Source organism: Pseudomonas sp. FW300-N2A2, assembly GCF_017351735.1.
GTDB lineage: Bacteria > Pseudomonadota > Gammaproteobacteria > Pseudomonadales > Pseudomonadaceae > Aquipseudomonas > Aquipseudomonas migulae.
The window spans coordinates 176,809-194,087 of sequence record NZ_JACNDU010000004.1; the positions used below are offsets into that span (position 1 = coordinate 176,809).

14 protein-coding genes are annotated in these 17,279 nt (G+C 59.9%); 3 read left to right on the forward strand and 11 right to left on the reverse strand.

The window, feature by feature from the left end:
- The first annotated feature begins 166 nt into the window (after positions 1–166).
- Positions 167–1,567 (forward strand): dihydrolipoyl dehydrogenase, encoded by a 1,401-nt coding sequence (gene lpdA, locus J4E42_RS08480; protein WP_192228156.1) that lies wholly within the window; start codon positions 167–169, stop codon positions 1,565–1,567.
- A 121-nt stretch (positions 1,568–1,688) separates the two neighbouring features.
- Here the strand turns inward: lpdA and J4E42_RS08485 are convergent, their stop codons facing one another.
- Positions 1,689–2,162, reverse strand: a complete 474-nt coding sequence (locus tag J4E42_RS08485) for an Lrp/AsnC family transcriptional regulator (protein ID WP_008027506.1) — start codon at positions 2,160–2,162, stop codon at positions 1,689–1,691.
- A 144-nt stretch (positions 2,163–2,306) separates the two neighbouring features.
- On the opposite strand from J4E42_RS08485, the gene J4E42_RS08490 reads away from it, so the two are divergent.
- Complete coding sequence (locus tag J4E42_RS08490) at positions 2,307–2,936, forward strand: LysE family translocator (RefSeq protein ID WP_008041366.1); 630 nt, start codon at positions 2,307–2,309, stop codon at positions 2,934–2,936.
- A gap of 3 nt (positions 2,937–2,939) precedes the next feature.
- Here J4E42_RS08490 and J4E42_RS08495 read toward each other — a convergent pair whose 3' ends face one another.
- The 5 genes from J4E42_RS08495 to J4E42_RS08515 form a co-directional block, all read right to left on the reverse strand.
- A complete protein-coding gene (locus J4E42_RS08495) occupies positions 2,940–5,057 on the reverse strand; it encodes a hypothetical protein (protein WP_207284993.1) in 2,118 nt (705 codons plus the stop codon).
- Entirely contained in the window at positions 5,044–6,240 is a 1,197-nt protein-coding gene (locus tag J4E42_RS08500; RefSeq protein ID WP_207284994.1) for a DUF3142 domain-containing protein, read from the reverse strand. Before J4E42_RS08500 ends, J4E42_RS08495 begins: the two co-directional genes overlap by 14 nt.
- A gap of 129 nt (positions 6,241–6,369) precedes the next feature.
- On the reverse strand, positions 6,370–8,400 hold the full coding sequence (locus tag J4E42_RS08505; RefSeq protein ID WP_207284995.1) for a pyridoxamine 5'-phosphate oxidase family protein: 2,031 nt from the start codon (positions 8,398–8,400) through the stop codon (positions 6,370–6,372).
- A gap of 63 nt (positions 8,401–8,463) precedes the next feature.
- Entirely contained in the window at positions 8,464–9,090 is a 627-nt protein-coding gene (locus J4E42_RS08510) for a glutathione S-transferase family protein (protein WP_008041372.1), read from the reverse strand.
- 130 nt (positions 9,091–9,220) lie between these two features.
- Positions 9,221–10,123 (reverse strand): LysR family transcriptional regulator, encoded by a 903-nt coding sequence (locus J4E42_RS08515; RefSeq protein WP_008041374.1) that lies wholly within the window; start codon positions 10,121–10,123, stop codon positions 9,221–9,223.
- A gap of 106 nt (positions 10,124–10,229) precedes the next feature.
- Between J4E42_RS08515 and ppk2 the strand changes: the two genes are divergently transcribed.
- On the forward strand, positions 10,230–11,051 hold the full coding sequence (ppk2, locus tag J4E42_RS08520; protein WP_008027519.1) for a polyphosphate kinase 2: 822 nt from the start codon (positions 10,230–10,232) through the stop codon (positions 11,049–11,051).
- A 69-nt stretch (positions 11,052–11,120) separates the two neighbouring features.
- On the opposite strand, the gene glmS is transcribed toward ppk2, so the two are convergent.
- The 5 genes from glmS to atpD all read right to left on the reverse strand — a co-directional run bounded on the left by glmS (position 11,121) and on the right by atpD (position 17,275).
- Entirely contained in the window at positions 11,121–12,953 is a 1,833-nt protein-coding gene (glmS, locus tag J4E42_RS08525) for a glutamine--fructose-6-phosphate transaminase (isomerizing) (protein WP_008041429.1), read from the reverse strand.
- A 1-nt stretch (position 12,954) separates the two neighbouring features.
- Complete coding sequence (locus J4E42_RS08530) at positions 12,955–13,731, reverse strand: DeoR family transcriptional regulator (RefSeq protein WP_008027522.1); 777 nt, start codon at positions 13,729–13,731, stop codon at positions 12,955–12,957.
- Positions 13,732–13,940: 209 nt separating this feature from the next.
- The gene (gene glmU, locus J4E42_RS08535; RefSeq protein WP_032832630.1) at positions 13,941–15,308 is read right to left on the reverse strand and encodes a bifunctional UDP-N-acetylglucosamine diphosphorylase/glucosamine-1-phosphate N-acetyltransferase GlmU; all 1,368 of its coding nucleotides are present in this window, start codon (positions 15,306–15,308) and stop codon (positions 13,941–13,943) included.
- Between the two features lie 116 nt (positions 15,309–15,424).
- A complete protein-coding gene (locus J4E42_RS08540) occupies positions 15,425–15,850 on the reverse strand; it encodes a F0F1 ATP synthase subunit epsilon (RefSeq protein WP_007969909.1) in 426 nt (141 codons plus the stop codon).
- A 45-nt stretch (positions 15,851–15,895) separates the two neighbouring features.
- On the reverse strand, positions 15,896–17,275 hold the full coding sequence (gene atpD / locus J4E42_RS08545; RefSeq protein ID WP_008027526.1) for a F0F1 ATP synthase subunit beta: 1,380 nt from the start codon (positions 17,273–17,275) through the stop codon (positions 15,896–15,898).
- Positions 17,276–17,279 lie beyond the last annotated feature (4 nt).

Genomic DNA, 17,279 nt, shown 5'->3' on the forward strand with positions numbered 1-17,279 from the left:
AAAGCCGTGAAATTTTCGTACTAAATCTCTTTATCTAAAGACGCTCAACCTGTCGCTTGGCTGAAGCCTTGACCGAAAGGCGTGGCTGCGCACATATTACGCTCGTAATTTTATTCAGGAACTACGTTTATCCAGCCCGATTCCCATCCAATTCAGGAGTACATCCATGAGCAACTATGACGTCGTGATACTGGGCGGAGGCCCCGGCGGCTATAACGCGGCGATTCGCGCCGGCCAGTTGGGCCTTAAAGCCGCCTGTGTCGAAGGCCGCGCCACCCTCGGCGGCACTTGCCTGAACGTCGGTTGCATGCCGTCCAAGGCATTGCTGCATGCTTCTGAATTGTATGACGCGGCCATGGGTGCGGAATTTGCCAACCTCGGTATCGAGGTCAAACCCACGCTGAACCTCGCGCAAATGATGAAGCAGAAGGATGACAGTGTTGCCGGACTGACCAAGGGCATCGAGTTTCTGTTCCGCAAAAACAAGGTCGACTGGATCAAGGGCTGGGGCCATATCGACGGGCCGGGCAAAGTCACGGTAACGGACAGCCAGGGCGGCAAGACTGAGCTGAGCGCCAAGGACATCATCATTGCCACCGGCTCCGAGCCCACTCCCCTGCCCGGCGTGGACATCGACAACACGCGCATCCTCGATTCCACAGGTGCGCTTTCTTTGTCCGAAGTGCCCAAGCATCTGGTGGTGATTGGCGCCGGGGTCATTGGCCTGGAATTGGGCTCGGTGTGGCGGCGTTTGGGCGCACAGGTGACCGTGGTCGAGTTTCTCGACCGGATCTGCCCTGGTGTGGACGGCGAAGCGGGCAAAACCCTGCAACGCTCGCTGAGCAAGCAAGGCATCAGCTTCAAGCTGAGTTCGAAAGTCACCCGCGCCACGACCTCGGCGAACGGCGTTCAGCTCAGCGTCGAACCGGCCGCCGGCGGCACTGCCGAACTACTCGAAGCCGATTACGTGCTGGTCGCCATCGGGCGCCGGCCTTACACCGAGGGGCTGGGGTTGGAGAACGTCGGCCTCGCCACGGATAAACGCGGCATGCTCGCCAACAAGGGTCATCGCACTGAAGCGGCAGGCGTGTGGGTCATCGGCGATGTCACGTCGGGGCCGATGCTTGCGCACAAGGCCGAAGATGAAGCCATGGCCTGTATCGAGCAGATCGTCGGCAAGGCAGGCGAGGTCAACTACGACCTGATCCCCAACGTCATTTACACCAGGCCGGAGCTGGCCAGCGTCGGCAAGACCGAAGAGCAACTCAAGGCTGAGGGCCGCGCGTACAAGGTCGGTAAATTCCCCTTCACCGCCAACAGCCGGGCGAAGATCAACCACGAGACTGAAGGCTTCGCCAAAGTGCTGGCCGATGAGCGCACCGACGAGATTCTTGGCGTGCACCTGGTAGGCCCGAGCGTCAGTGAAATGATTGGCGAATATTGCGTGGCTATGGAGTTCAGTGCTTCGGCTGAAGATATTGCCCTGACCTGTCATCCACACCCGACTCGCTCCGAGGCGTTGCGCCAGGCGGCGATGAATGTTGAGGGGATGGCGACGCAGATGTAGGGCTGGAGACCTGATGAGACTGATCTATCGCCATCGCGAGCAGGCTCGCTCCCACACTGGTTTTGTGTACGCCACAGATCACATGTGGGAGCGGGCTTGCTCGCGAAGGGGGCAACTCGGTTTAAAGCGGCAAATGCTCTAGAGGCAACGCGCCCGGCGTTTTCACAGTGTGAATCGCAAAGTTGCTGCGGATGTCGCTCACGCCCGGCAACTTCAGCAAACGCCCGGTGAGAAAGCGGTCATAAGCACGCAAATCCGGCACCACCACCTGCAACAGAAAATCCGATTCCCCTGACACCAGAAACGCCGAAATCACCTCGGGCAACGCCATCACCGCCACACGGAAGGCTTCGGCCTGTTCGTCGTTGTGGCGTTCGACCTTGACCCCGACAAACACCGTCAGCCCCAACCCGACTTCATCGCGATCCAGATTGGCCTGATAGCCGCGAATCACCCCGGCCTCCTCCAACATCCGCACCCGACGCAAACAGGGGGACGCGGACAGACCAATCTCGTCAGCCAGTTGTACGTTGCTCAAACGACCGTCACGTTGCAGGGCCGCGAGAATTTTTCGGTCGTAAGCGTCCAGTTTCATGTTTGGCAGATCCTGATGGTATAGGCGTCAGAGAATGGCAGGTTATGCCAATTCAAGACTGTTTAGAAGCAAACTACGCAACCACCTGCCCTGTGTTTCAGCCCTAGACTGGCGCTACCGAATCGACAACGAAAGGGGTGCAGCATGGCGGGGCTTTGGCTGTTTTTCATGGCGCTGGCAGTGGTTTACCTGCTCCCAGGCCCGGACATGATTTTGCTGCTGCAAACCGGCGCTCGTCAGGGCAAAGGCGCGGCGCTGGCCACGGCGGTGGGATTGGGCATTGCCCGGGGTTGTCACGTGGCGTTGGCGGCACTGGGGCTGGCGGCACTGTTCAAGGCCGCGCCCTGGACGTTCGATTTGGTGCGCCTGGCCGGGGCCGCGTACCTGTTGTGGATCGGCATTCAATGCCTGCGGACCACGATGCTCCCGAGCCTGAACGGCGCAGATTCAGCCTGTGGAAAACCTCGTTGGCGCGAAGCCATTCAGCGCGGATTGTTGACCAACCTGCTGAACCCCAAGGCGCTGCTGTTCTGCTCGGTGCTGCTGCCGCAGTTTATCGATCCGCATGCAGGGCCGGTGCTCGCACAATTCGCGACCCTGGGCGTGGTGCTGGTCAGTGTCGGTTTGTTGTTCGACAGCGCGTACGCCTTGGCCGGCGCCGCGCTTGGCCGCTGGCTGCAACGCAGTCCTTCGGCCCAGCGCGTACAGCAGTGGTTGTTTGGCAGCCTGTTGATTGGTTTTGCCCTGCGACTGACCTTTGTTCAACAGGTTTGAACCTTACTGCGACTTACGGCGACGACGATTGATCAGTAACAATGCCGCTGCCGTGACCGCCAACACACCGCCGATCTGCAAAGTTTTTTTGTAAGGCCGCAGCTCGGAGCGCACGGCGTCGGTGACCTGGGTGACGTAGCGCTTGTCGGCGCGCTGAAAGTCCGGGTCCTGGCATTGGTGACCGAAATCCCCCGCCCAGACGACATACGGGCCTTCCTCGACATAACGACGGTAGAACGCGCTTTGCTCTTGCAGGTTCGTACCCCACGACGAAGCCTTGCACAGCACCGACGCGAAAGCCTGACTGCTGTGGGGTAAAAGATCAGCCGCTTTACTCGCCAGCGCGGTGGCAACAAACCGGTAATGGAAACGCTCATCAGGTTGCGCCAACGTGGCTTGCTGGCGTTTCACCTCACCCTCGGCCATCAACGGGCCGACCTTGAGCTCGGGAGCCTCGAGACTGTAATTACCACCGAAAGTGGCGTAATCCGGAGACATCTCGTAGCCCAACAGCTCCATTCCGTCGAAACGAGCCACGGTCGCGGCATGGTAATAAGCGAATGCCCGTTTGGTTGGCCACCATTTCGATTCGGCGTCGTGGCGCAACTCCCCGTACCACTTGGCCTTGGCCTGCAAGTCGGCATTGTCGAAATAGCCTGGCGCCTCATCATAACGGCCCTCACGCAACAATCGCCGCCCCAGCAGGTTGCGCAACTTCGCCGCCACCGACAACGGCACGTAGTTATCGCGATCCTCCTGAGTCAGTGCTGGCGGCGCCGGCACTTGAGTGTCGACGTAATGCTTGAGTTCATCGACGGTCAGCACACGCTCAGCGACGGTCGCAGCGTCGAACCAATAAATGTCGTTGCTGCGATAGAGCTGATCGAATGCCTGCAAATAATCCCCACGTTGCAACGCCAGGATCGCGCTTTCCCCCTCGACACGACACTTGGGATGAAGCGTTTCGAAATCCCAGTCCGGCGTCCGTCGCTCGCCCCAGGATTCGTTCTGCGGGAAGGCCTGGGCAGCCTTGGCGTACGCGGCGGCGGCAGCCGTCTTATCACCCTCGCGCATCGCCAGTTTCGCCCGCAGCCACCACGCCAGGCCACCGTCGCCGGCGTGTTCAAGGAAGGCCTTGGCGCTGGCGTAATCGCCCTGTTGATAATTCACGGCCGCCAGCCGATCAGCATTGTCGAGGCTGCCGCGCGTGCTGTTCTGCAGCAGCTTGATCAGTTTTTGCTCGCTCGGCGGTTGATCACCAAATGACCAACCCAACCGGCTGATCAGCGACGCCGTGACCAGCTGCTGCACCGGTTTTCCTTTAAGCAACGCGGCCAGTTGCTCGTCAGGCATCGCCGCCAGATCGGCCATCAACAGCTTCAATGAGGTGTAACCCACTACGGAACCGTGGAGGTTTTGCGTGGCGTAGAGTTTTATAGCGTTGTCCCAATCGCCCGCCGTGCGAGCGACACGCGCCTCTTCGCCGAGGCTGGCGACGCCAAGCTCCAATGGGTCGCTGAAACCGTCGATGCTCAACTGGCGCGCCTGCTCAAAGGCCTTGCGCGACTGCGTCAGCAGATCGGGCGTGGCGTCCGCTTCGCTGCTCATGGCAAACAGCGCCCGGCCCAGCGAATAAGCGGCCCACGTGCTGCGCAACGCGCGTTGATCCGCCGGCAATGCGAGCACTTTCTGGAAGTAATCGGCGGCCAATCCATGGTCACCGGCGCTGAACGCCACGGCGCCTGCCAGATAGAGCCTGAGCTCGGTCGGCAGACTTGCGCCCTGCGCCTCGACCTGATGAGCATCGCTCAGCGTGCGCAGTTGTTTGACCAACGCCTGCTGCTGCGCCGTCAAACCAGCCTGTTCGGCGTCGTCGCGCTGCACGGCATAGTCAGGCGCATCCATGCTGTAGACGACTTCGCTGACGTTCTTCAAACCCGTAATCGCCTGCCCGAGACGACTGATCTCGAACCGGAAGTTGCCTTCCGGCAGCTCCGCCAGCGACTGGCCCCGGTTATCGAGCAGGCGCATAGGGAAATCCGGCCCGCAGGCCACTGCCGAACCCAGTGGAAAACCGAGGCTCAGGCAAAGCAAATGGCGGGGCCAGTTACGGGTGAACATTCGAACCTCCTTGATCAATGTTTGTGCAGCGTGCCCAACCAATGGCGCGCTGCCCACCGGCCGGGATCCGACCGTCGCGCAGGCGGGTGAAGGTAAGCAGATCCGGGCTTTGTTGCAACGCATAACCGGCCAGCGCATCGGCGCCTTCACAACCTCGTGCGGCGAGCGTCAGGCGTTCGGGCCAGGCGCTGTCGAGGTTGCCTTGATTGCTGATGCTGACGTCATAGAGGCCATCCTGCGCCGAGAGTTTCAGCGTCAGGCGACTATCGAGGGCATCGCCACGGGCCACGGCGCGCAAGGTCGTCAGGCTCCAGGCCCGGCGATCATTGACCAATGGCAGGCGAAACCAGATCAGCCCGGCCAGATGAGCCGGTGGATCGTCGCGCAACTGGGTAGCAAGTGTGCTCAGTTGCTGCGGATCGGCCAGCAATTCCCGGCGCTCGCCGACGCGCTCAATGGGCACTTCGCTTTCCACGTCGGGTGCGCCGCCGGCCTGCGGCAACAACGCTACGCCATAGGCCGGCAGCGCCAGATAAAAAGGTTTCGACGTGATGCGGCTCCAGGCACCGGCCCATTTTCTGGCCTGATCCGGGTCAAACAATCCCATGCGCGGGTCGCTCACCGCATGCACCTGCAACACGCTGCTATCGACTGTGGATAACAATGCAGGCAGTTCAGGACTGTCGAGCCACGCCGGCAGCGCAGTAATGCTCAACGGCATGGAAGCCGGCAGCACCGCGCGCAAATCCGTGAGGAATTTCCGATAAGCCGGTAGCCGAGCGTTCCCGGCATCGTGGTCGATTTCCACGCCGGAGAGCACCAGCCCCTGCGCCTGCCAATCGCTGAGCACTTGCAGGATCTGCGCAGAGACCTCGTCCTGATCCAGCGACTTGAGCTGGCCATCGAGACGAATCACCGCAATCAGCGGCCGGCCATCCCGTTTGAGCAGCACCGGGTCGATTCGCGCCCGGTTCCAGCCCGCCTTGGGGAATGCCTGCAAGGCCAGCACCCGCAGGGTCGCAAAATCCGCACGGCTGTCTTTGAGTGCGGCTTCGTGGGCCGGCGTCCATTGTCGTTGCCATACATAAAGTTGCTGATCGAGCGGCGGTGCGTCCTGTTGTTCGCAGCCGCTAAGCAAAGCCAGCATCACCAGCAAGCCTGACAGGCGAGCGAGAAAAACCATAAAACTCCTAAGCCTGAATCTCATCTTGTAGGAGCGAGGCTTGCCCGCGAAGCATTTGGCGGAGTTTAGGACGCCTTCGCGGGCAAGTCGGGTCGCCGCATCGCTCGCTCCTACACGCCGCGTCAGATGCTACAGGTCGAGCACCAAAGGCTGCGAGCCCTGCGCCGGAATCGCACAACAAATCAGGACATGTCCTACTTCCGGCACTTCCGCTGGTGGCTGTGGATAATTCACCTGACCGCTGATCAGGCGAGTCTTACAGGTCCCGCAGGAACCGCCGCGGCAACTGAACTCCGGGCGCAAACCGCGGCTTTCCGCCAACTCCAGCAAACTGCCGCCGTCGGGTTGCCAGCGGGCTTCTTTGGCCGAACGCTCGAACACCACCGGCACCGACGTGGTAGCGGCGGGCGGTTGCTCGATGACCACCGCGTCGGGGTCCGGCCGGCGACGCAAGGTCGACGGGCCGAAGGTCTCGGCGTGAATCCTGCTGTCACGGATGTCCAGTTCCCGCAGGCTGTCGTACAGCCCCTGGGTAAAACTGCCCGGCCCGCAGAGTACAAAATCCAGCTGATCGTAGTCTTCCACTTCAAGGATGTTCTTCAGCAACGCGGCGTCTATCCGTCCGGTCAGGTCAAAGTCCTCACCCTCGTGAGCATCGGCCTCCGGCTGACTGAGCAGACGCAGCACCCGCACCGAATCTCCGGCGTCATCCAGCAAACGATCCAGCTCGGAGCGAAACGGTTGATCCGCCAGCGTGCGCGAACTCTGGAAAAACCATGTAGGCCGAATGTGCCGGGTGCGCAGGCCTTGATACACCACCTCCCGCACCATCGACAGCAAAGGCGTAATGCCTACGCCGGCGGCCAACAACACCAGCGGCCGACGCTCATGGGTTGCCACGGTGAAATGCCCTTGCGGCGCGCGGGCTTCCAGCAGGTCACCGACACGAACCTGCTCATGCAGATGCGAAGACACCCGCCCTTCTCGCTTCACGCTGATGCGGAAAAAGTCATCGGACGGCGCGCTCGACAGGCTGTAGGTGCGGATATGCACCTCACCGCCAATGTTGAACCGCAGCGGTAAATGCTGCCCCGCTTGAAACAGCGGCAACCCGGCGTCATCGGCGGGCTCCAGATAGATCGAGCGGATGTTGTGGCTTTCCGCTTCGATGCGCACCACCCGCAGCGGCCGCCAATGATCACCCAGCGCCCGGGCTTGCAGGCGTGCGTTGGCCTGCTCCCAGGTGCCCGTCAGCAAACTGGTGGGCGATACGCCGTCGAAGCGCCAGCGCAGAGCCAGTGCCGCGGGCCGACGTACCACCTGCTCCACCTCGAATGTCCACAGACGCTCGGCGCCTTGAAAGGCTTCTACTTGGGGGCCTTCAAGGATGATTTCGGTACGACCGCTGAGGTGCAGCAGGTCGCCGGAGTTGAAATCGATAAACAGCAAACCCGCCCGTGGATTGATCAACAGGTTGCCCAGGGTATTGAAGAACAGATTGCCGGCGAAGTCCGGGATGGTCAGTCGATTACCTTCCACGTGTACGAAACCGGCCTGACCGCCACGGTGGGAAACGTCCACCGAACGTCGGCCGTCCACATCCACATAACTGGCGACAAAGAAGGTATCGGCGTCGGCAATCATGGCTTTGGCAGCGTCATCCAGACCGCCCATGTGCTGCGCGATGCGCGTCGAGGGATCCGCCAGCGGCACCGAACGAAACTGCCGCAATTGAATGTATTGCGGGCAGTTGCCGAAGGACTGTTCGACCGTTACGCCGAAGCCATTCGCCGTCACGGCGCCGACGCGACCATTGAGGCGGTTGCGCCGCCGCGTGTGCAGTTCGATCCCCAACAAGCCGATCGCCGCGCCATCGGTCAATTGCGCCGGGTCATCCGCCCCCGGCAAGCTGTTGAATTGCAGCGCACCCGGCTGGGGCGAATGAGCGAAGCCCGGTTGCCCTTCAAGAATGCTCGCCCAAGGATTGCCGTCGATGTCCACTGCGCCGTACAGCATGAACGGCAGTTGCTCATAGAATTTGCGGTGTTGGTCCGGCATCTCAGTGCGAACCACCCTACGACCCAACTCCTCCATTCGCTGGGCAACACCGACGTGTGCCTGCAACTGTTTTTCGCCCGCGTGCCAAGGTGACTGGTCCATTACGGCTTCTCCCGTGCGCGCCAGGCGCAGTGTGAACGGCCCGACAATGCCGGGCCGCAGGTATCAGGCAGTTTTTTGCAGGCCGGCGACGGTGCGCGGCATGCCGACAAACCCTGGCAAGGCTTCGATGCGCGCCAGCCAGGCCCGCACGTTGGCGTAGTCCTCGAGCGACACGTTGCCTTCCGGAGCGTGGGCGATGTAACTGTAGGCGGCCACGTCGGCAATGGTCGGTTCGCTGCCGGTCAGGTAAACCGTATCCGCCAGTTCCTGATCGATCAGTTTGAGCCAGACGTGGGCGTAAGCGATCGTCTCTTCAGCCCTGTAAGGCGCGCCAAACACCGTGATCAGCCGGGCCCGGCCCGGACCAAAGGCAATCGGTCCAGCCGCCACTGACAACCAGCGTTGAACCTTGGCGGCGCCGAGCGGGTCGTCAGGCAGCCAGCGACCGTTACCGTATTTTTTCGCCAGGTAAACCAGAATCGCGTTGGAATCGGCCAGCACCACGCCTTGATCATCGATGGCCGGGACCTGTCCGAACGGGTTGATCGCCAGGTAATCGGGCTGTTTGTGCGCGCCCTTGGCCATATCGACCAGGATCAGCTCGGTCGGCAGTTGCAGCAGGGATAACATCAGCTCCACACGGTGAGCATGGCCGGAACGTGGGAAGTTGTAGAGTTTGATCGCTTGCATGGTCGACTCCGCTGGGTGGTGGCGCCGTTCTGAAACGATCAGCGCCGATGGGAGCCATCTTCCACCCCCAACCAAAACAACAGAATAACCAGCAAACGCAATCAATTATTTCAGCCAGTGCAATAACCCATCAGCCCTGCAAGGCCGGGTGTTCGCGCAGCGCTTTCACCGTGAAGTCGACAAAACTGCGAATCCGGGCCGGCGCATTGCGGCCGCCCTGATACACCACATGGATGGGCAATGGCGGCAGTTCGAAGTCAGCCAATACGATTTCCAGTTCGCCGGAAGCGACTTTACTGGCGACTTGATAAGACAGGACACGGGTGAATCCCAGCCCGAGACACGCAGCCGTAATGGCTGCCTGATTCGCCGTCACCACCAATCGCGATTCAACCCGCACGCTGAGTGGCTCGCGCGCATCCTGAAAAGGCCAGCTTTTAAGCTGACCAATAGCGGACGTCGAAATAACCGGTGCACGCGCCAGATCCTGAGGATGCACCGGCCTGCCTTGCGCCTCCAAAAATGGCGGAGCAGCGCAAATCACCCGCCGTACTTCGCCGACGCGGATCGCGTGCTGGTTGCTGTCGGGCAACTCACCGATGCGCACAGCCACATCAATCCCCTCCTCGACCATGCTCACGACCCGATCGACCAGCAAGCCGTTGATGCAGACTTCAGGAAACTGCTTCAGATAACTCACCATTACCGGCGTAACGAACAACTCGCCAAATAACACTGGCGCGGTGATCGTCAGTTGCCCACGGGGTTCGGCATGACTGCCCGCAGCTGAATCCTCCGCTTCCTGCACCTCGGCAAGAATCCTCCTACAGTCTTCGAGATACCGCTGACCCGCCTCGCTCAAATGCACGCTGCGGGTGGTGCGCGTCAGCAACCGTGTGCCAATGCGTTTTTCCAGCGCGGCCACGGCACGGGTAACACTGGCCGCCGACAGGCCCAAACGCCGCGCCGCAGCCGAAAAACCTTGGTCCTGGGCGACGGCGGCGAAGACCTGCATTTCCTGGAATCGGTCCACTGGGTATGTCCTCTACTCAGATAATCGCTACCGTCAGGCTGCGAATCCAATACGGCGTTCAAAACAATCTAGTCTGACATAACCGGGAATTTGCGAGGTCTTGATTATGGCAAAGGATAAGAAGCGCCCGCTTAAGCAGAACGCTGCCGACAGCTCGAAGATGTCTAACAAGGACTACCTGGAAGAACTGCGCCGACTGCACGTCGAAACCGTCAAATTGCAGGAGTGGGTAAGGCAAAAAGGGATCAAGGTGTGCATTGTTTTCGAGGGCCGCGACGGTGCCGGCAAGGGAGGGACAATCAAGGCCCTGACTGAACGGGTGAGCCCACGTATCTTTCGGGTGGTGGCGTTGAGCGCGCCGACCGAACGTGAGAAAACCCAGATGTATGTCCAGCGGTACCTGCCGCATCTGCCGGCGGCTGGCGAAGTGGTGATCTTCGATCGCAGTTGGTACAACCGTGCGGGCGTTGAGCGTGTGATGGGGTTCTGCACCCAGGAGCAGGTCGACCGTTTCCTGAAGTCGATTCCGTTGGTGGAACGTGCAATCGTCGATTCAGGCGTCATCCTGATCAAATATTGGCTGGAGGTCAGCCAAGAGGAACAGACACGACGTCTCCAGGCACGCATCAAGGATGGACGCAAAATCTGGAAGCTCACCGGCATGGATCTCAAGTCATACAGCCGCTGGTACGACTATTCACGCGCCCGTGACGACATGTTCAAGATGACCGACACCGAACATGCCCCCTGGTTCGTGGCCAACTCCAATGACAAGCGACGGGCTCGCCTGAACATCATCACCGACCTGCTCAGCCGCATTCCTTATAAGGATGTTCCGAGGGAGCCCGTGAAGTTGCCCAAACGCCAGAAGCCAGGCAGCTATCGAGAGCCGGATTATCCACTGCGATTGATAGAGGAAAAATTCTGAGCTGAATGTAAAAGGGGCAAGGTCCTGTGAACAACAGGAACCCTGCCCCTCGATTCAGCTGTGGATAACTTATTCCACGGTGACTGACTTCGCCAGGTTGCGCGGCTGGTCAACGTCTGTGCCTTTCAACACCGCGACGTAGTACGACAGCAACTGCAGCGGGATGGTGTAGAGGATCGGCGACAGAATGTCGTGGATGTGCGGCATGTGCACAACGTGGGTGCCTTCGCCGTTGGTCATGCCGGCCTGTTCGTCAGCGAAGACGATCAGCTGGCCGCCACGGGCGCGCACTTCCTGGAGGTTGGACTTCAACTTCTCCAGCAGTTCGTTGTTGGGCGCCACGGTCACGACCGGCATGTCGTTATCCACAAGCGCCAACGGGCCGTGTTTCAGTTCGCCGGCCGGGTAAGCTTCAGCGTGGATGTAGGAGATTTCCTTGAGTTTCAAGGCACCTTCCATCGCTACCGGGAATTGCGCGCCACGACCGAGGAACAGGGTGTGATGCTTCTCGGCGAACAACTCGGCGATTTTCTCCACAGTGCTGTCCATGGCCAGGGCTTCGCCAAGACGGGTAGGCAGGCGACGCAGTTCTTCGACCAGGGTGGCTTCGACGCCTTTGGCCAAAGTGCCGCGCACCTGACCGAGGGACAGCGTCAGCAACAGCAGGCCTACCAACTGAGTGGTGAAGGCTTTGGTCGAGGCCACGCCGATTTCGCGACCGGCCTGGGTCAGCAAGGTCAGGTCGGACTCACGCACCAGCGAGCTGATGCCAACGTTGCAGATCGCCAGGCTGGCGAGGAAGCCCAGCTCCTTGGCGTTGCGCAGCGCGGCCAGGGTGTCGGCGGTTTCGCCGGACTGGGAAATGGTCACGAACAGGGTGTCGGGCTGCACCACGACTTTGCGATAGCGGAATTCACTGGCGACTTCGACCTGGCACGGGATGCCGGCCAGTTCTTCCAGCCAGTAACGGGCGACCATGCCGGCGTGGTAGCTGGTGCCGCAGGCGACGATCTGCACGTTGCGCACTTTGGCGAACAGCTCGGCAGCCTGTGGGCCGAAAGCTTGCACCAACACACCGTCCGGGCTCAGACGACCTTCGAGGGTACGCTGCACCACAGCCGGTTGTTCGTGGATTTCCTTGAGCATGAAGTGGCGGAACTCGCCCTTGTCAGCCACGTCGGCACCGTCACGATACTGCACGGTTTGGCGCTCGACGACCTTGCCGCTAACGTCCCAGATCTGCACGCTATCGCGACGAATTTCGGCGATATCGCCTTCTTCCAGGTACATGAAGCGGTCAGTGACCTGGCGCAGGGCCAATTGGTCGGAAGCGAGGAAGTTTTCACCCAGGCCAAGGCCGATCACCAACGGGCTGCCACTGCGAGCGGCGAGCAGACGATCCGGTTGCCGAGCGCTGATCACGGCCAGGCCGTAAGCACCGTGCAACTCTTTAACGGTGGCCTTGAGGGCCACGGTCAGGTCGTTCAGATCTTTGAGTTTGTGGTTCAGCAGGTGGGCGATGACTTCAGTGTCGGTGTCCGATGTGAACACGTAACCCAATGCCTTGAGTTGTTCGCGCAGGGCTTCGTAGTTCTCGATGATGCCGTTGTGCACCACCGCCAGATCACCGGAAAAATGCGGGTGAGCGTTGCGCTCGCACGGCGCACCGTGAGTGGCCCAGCGAGTGTGGGCGATGCCCAGGCGGCCGGCCAGCGGCTCGGCTTCGAGCGCCAGTTCCAGTTCGCTGACTTTACCCGGACGACGCATGCGCTCGAGCTGTTGGTCATTGGTATAGACCGCCACACCGGCGCTGTCATAGCCACGGTATTCCAGGCGCTTGAGGCCTTCGAGGAGGATGGCAGTGATGTTACGTTCTGCGACTGCACCGACAATTCCACACATGCTATTTCTCCTGACTGACAGCCGCGCATATCAGCGTGATACCGCGGGCTTGTATCTGATCGCGTGCCTCCAGCGGCAGGCGATCATCGGTAATTAGGGTATGGACGCTGCTCCATGGCAGCTCCAGGTTGGGAATCTTGCGGCCTATCTTGTCGGACTCCACCATCACGATCACTTCGCGGGCAACATCCGCCATGACGCGGCTGAGTCCCAGCAATTCATTGAAGGTGGTGGTACCGCGCACCAGGTCGATGCCGTCGGCACCGATGAACAACTGATCGAAATCGTAGGAGCGCAGCACTTGCTCGGCGACCTGCCCCTGGAAAGACTCGGAATGCGGGTCCCAGGTACCGCCGGTCATCAGCAGCACCGGTTCATGCTCGAGTTCACTCAAGGCGTTGGCGACATGAAGCGAGTTGGTCATCACCACCAGGCCCGGCTGCTGGCCGAGTTCCGGAATCATCGCTGCCGTGGTGCTGCCGCTGTCGATGATGATCCGGGCATGCTCGCGGATCCGCGCAACGGCAGCGCGGGCGATCGCCTGTTTGTACCTGGAAACCGGCTGCCCGATATCGGCGACCAGTTCCTGAGGCATGGTGATCGCACCGCCATACCGGCGCAACAAAAGACCATTGCTTTCGAGCGCCGCCAGGTCCTTGCGAATCGTAACTTCCGAGGTTTCGAAGCGCTTGGCCAATTCATCAACACTGACTTCGCCCTGCTCATTGAGCAAGGCGAGGATATTGTGACGGCGTTGAGGTGTATTGCGCTTCGACATGACCTGGTAAGTTTCGATTCGAAAGATAACGGAAGCAATCAAAACCTATTGGCGAAACTTCGTCAAGCGCGAGGCGATAAAAAGGTCTGTGGATAAAAGCTTCGCGGGCAAGCCTCGCTCCTACAGATTTCACGTCGTTCTCCGATAGTGAACGAATCCTGTAGGAGCGAGGCTTGCCCGCGAACACGATGTCATGAACTGTGGATAACTCAGGCCTTTTTGATTTTCACTGGCCGTTTCCAGCCATCGATATTCTTCTGGCGCGCACGTCCGACGGCCAGCTGCTCTTTATCCACATTCTGCGTGATGGTCGATCCGGCCGCAGTGGTCGCACCGCTAGAGATATCCACAGGGGCCACCAACGAGTTGTTGGAACCGATGAACACATCCTCACCCAACACGGTTTTCCACTTGTTGGCACCGTCATAGTTGCACGTGATGGTGCCCGCACCGATGTTGGTGCGTGCGCCAATCTCGGCATCGCCCAGATACGCCAAGTGGCCAGCCTTGGCGCCTTCACCCATGTGAGCGTTTTTCAGCTCGACAAAGTTACCCACATGCGCGCGAGCCTCAAGCACGGAGCCGGGACGCAGGCGCGCGAATGGACCGGCATCACTGCCTTCGCCCATGATCGCGCCTTCGATATGGCTGTTGGCCTTGATCACCACGCCTTTGCGCAAAGTGCTGTCCTTGATCACGCAGTTCGGGCCGATCACCACGTCATCTTCGATGACAACCTTGCCTTCGAGAATCACGTTGATGTCGATCAGCACATCGCGACCGACAGTGATGTCACCACGGACATCGAAACGGGCCGGGTCGCGCAGGGTCACGCCCTGGGCCATCAAACGACGACCCGCGCGCAGTTGATAATGACGCTCGAGCTCGGAAAGCTGCTTGCGATCATTGGCGCCCTGCACTTCCATCGCATCGTGAGGCTGCTCGGTCGCCACCACCAGACCATCGCTGACTGCCATGGCAATCACGTCAGTCAGGTAGTACTCGCCCTGGGCGTTGTTGTTGGAAAGACGGCTCATCCAGCCGCCCAGTTGCGCGAACGGCAGCGCGAGAATACCGGTGTTGCCTTCAGTGATCGCACGCTCGGCTTCGTTGGCGTCTTTCTGCTCGACGATAGCCGTCACCTTGCCGGCAGCATCACGAACGATGCGGCCATAGCCGGTTGGATCATCCAGCTGAACGGTCAGCAAACCCAATTGCTGCGGCGCAACCTGCTTGAGCAAACGCTGAAGGGTCTCGACTTCGATCAACGGTACGTCGCCGTAAAGAATCAGGACGGTGTCGGACTCAATGAACGGCACTGCCTGAGCAACCGCGTGGCCAGTACCCAGCTGTTTGTCCTGCAGGACGAAATTCAGATCATCGGCTGCCAGTCGCTCACGTACGGCGTCGGCACCATGGCCAATCACCACGTGGATGCGCTGTGGATCAAGTTGCCGCGCGCTGTGGATAACATGGCCAAGCATCGAGTTGCCGGCAATCGGATGCAGGACTTTCGGCAGTGCCGAGCGCATGCGAGTGCCTTGGCCGGCAGCGAGGATAACAATTTCAAGAGACATGACTGGCTACCAATCCTGGATGGTCAGCGGCTGCGACCAGGTTATGAAAATCGGAAAAGAAAAAAGGGTAGCCGAGGCTACCCTTTTTAATCAATCGCGCAACAAGTGATGGCCTGTTAGTGGCCAAACTTCTTGCGGATCTGCTGGACGGTGCGCAGCTGAGCTGCAGCCTCGGCCAGACGTGCGGCAGCAGAACCGTAATCGAATTCCGCGCCCCGCTCATGCAAGGCCTTCTCGGCAGCCTTAACGGCTTCCTGAGCGGAGGCTTCGTCCAGGTCGGCAGCTCGTTGCACGGTGTCGGCAAGAACCTTGACCATGTTCGGCTGAACCTCGAGGAAACCACCGGAGATGTAATACACCTCCTCTTCCCCGCCCTGCTTGACCAGGCGGATCGGGCCAGGCTTGAGATTAGTGATCAGCGGCGCGTGGCCCAGGGCGATACCAAGATCACCCAGTGCACCGTGCGCAATCACCATCTCGACCAGGCCGGAAAAGATTTCTCCTTCCGCGCTGACGATATCGCAATGGACTGTCATAGCCATCTGATTGCCTCAACCTAAATTAGCGCCCGTTGCCGGGCGCCGGGATTACAGTTTCTTGGCTTTCTCGATCGCTTCTTCGATGCCGCCGACCATGTAGAACGCTTGTTCTGGCAGGTGGTCGTAGTCACCGTTGAGGATGCCTTTGAAGCCAGCAATGGTGTCTTTCAGGGAAACGTATTTACCCGAGGCACCGGTGAAGACTTCAGCCACGAAGAACGGCTGCGACAAGAAGCGCTGGATCTTACGAGCACGGTTTACCAACTGCTTGTCGGCTTCCGACAGCTCGTCCATACCCAGGATCGCAATGATGTCCTTCAGTTCTTTGTAACGCTGCAGAACGTACTGTACACCGCGAGCGGTATCGTAGTGGTCCTGGCCGATTACGTTCGGGTCCAGCTGGCGAGAAGTCGAGTCGAGTGGATCGACCGCTGGGTAGATACCCAGGGAAGCGATGTCACGGGACAGAACGACGGTCGCGTCCAAGTGGGCGAAGGTGGTCGCTGGCGACGGGTCAGTCAAGTCATCCGCAGGTACGTATACCGCTTGGATCGAGGTGATCGAACCGTTTTTGGTCGAAGTGATACGCTCTTGCAGAGTACCCATCTCTTCGGCCAGGGTCGGCTGGTAACCTACTGCGGAAGGCATACGGCCCAGCAGTGCGGATACTTCAGTACCGGCCAGGGTGTAACGATAGATGTTGTCGACGAACAGCAGAACGTCGTTACCTTCGTCACGGAACTTCTCGGCCATGGTCAGGCCGGTCAGTGCTACGCGCAGACGGTTACCCGGCGGCTCGTTCATCTGACCGTAAACCAGTGCCACTTTGTCCAGAACGTTGGAGTCCTTCATCTCGTGGTAGAAGTCGTTACCCTCACGAGTACGCTCACCCACACCGGCGAACACGGAATAACCGCTGTGCTCGATGGCGATGTTACGGATCAGTTCCATCATGTTTACGGTTTTGCCTACACCGGCACCACCGAACAGACCAACTTTACCACCCTTGGCGAACGGGCAAACCAGGTCGATAACCTTGATGCCGGTTTCCAGCAGGTCGTTGCCGCCCGCTTGCTCAGCGAAGGTTGGCGCAGGACGGTGAATGCCCCAGCGCTCTTCGGTGGCGATCGGACCAGCTTCGTCGATCGGGTTGCCCAGTACGTCCATGATCCGGCCCAGAGTCGCTTTACCGACCGGTACGGAGATGGCTGCGCCAGAGTCGGTGACTTCCAGACCGCGCTTCAAGCCCTCGGTGGAACCCATCGCAATGGTACGAACCACGCCGTCGCCCAGCTGCTGCTGAACTTCGAGAGTGGTGCCTGCATCGCTTTTTACACTCAAAGCGTTGTAGATGCTCGGTACGCTGTCGCGTGGGAATTCCACGTCGATAACGGCGCCGATGATTTGAACGATACGTCCGCTACTCATAGCT

Excerpts from the sequence above, each read along its gene's own strand:
- lpdA (WP_192228156.1), top strand. The coding sequence starts at position 167 with ATGAGCAACTATGACGTCGTGATACTGGGCGGAGGCCCCGGCGGCTAT.
- J4E42_RS08485 (WP_008027506.1), bottom strand. The coding sequence starts at position 2,162 with ATGAAACTGGACGCTTACGACCGAAAAATTCTCGCGGCCCTGCAACGT.
- J4E42_RS08490 (WP_008041366.1), top strand. The coding sequence starts at position 2,307 with ATGGCGGGGCTTTGGCTGTTTTTCATGGCGCTGGCAGTGGTTTACCTG.
- J4E42_RS08495 (WP_207284993.1), bottom strand. The coding sequence starts at position 5,057 with ATGTTCACCCGTAACTGGCCCCGCCATTTGCTTTGCCTGAGCCTCGGT.
- J4E42_RS08500 (WP_207284994.1), bottom strand. The coding sequence starts at position 6,240 with ATGGTTTTTCTCGCTCGCCTGTCAGGCTTGCTGGTGATGCTGGCTTTG.
- J4E42_RS08505 (WP_207284995.1), bottom strand. The coding sequence starts at position 8,400 with ATGGACCAGTCACCTTGGCACGCGGGCGAAAAACAGTTGCAGGCACAC.
- J4E42_RS08510 (WP_008041372.1), bottom strand. The coding sequence starts at position 9,090 with ATGCAAGCGATCAAACTCTACAACTTCCCACGTTCCGGCCATGCTCAC.
- ppk2 (WP_008027519.1), top strand. The coding sequence starts at position 10,230 with ATGGCAAAGGATAAGAAGCGCCCGCTTAAGCAGAACGCTGCCGACAGC.
- glmS (WP_008041429.1), bottom strand. The coding sequence starts at position 12,953 with ATGTGTGGAATTGTCGGTGCAGTCGCAGAACGTAACATCACTGCCATC.
- J4E42_RS08530 (WP_008027522.1), bottom strand. The coding sequence starts at position 13,731 with ATGTCGAAGCGCAATACACCTCAACGCCGTCACAATATCCTCGCCTTG.
- glmU (WP_032832630.1), bottom strand. The coding sequence starts at position 15,308 with ATGTCTCTTGAAATTGTTATCCTCGCTGCCGGCCAAGGCACTCGCATG.
- J4E42_RS08540 (WP_007969909.1), bottom strand. The coding sequence starts at position 15,850 with ATGGCTATGACAGTCCATTGCGATATCGTCAGCGCGGAAGGAGAAATC.
- atpD (WP_008027526.1), bottom strand. The coding sequence starts at position 17,275 with ATGAGTAGCGGACGTATCGTTCAAATCATCGGCGCCGTTATCGACGTG.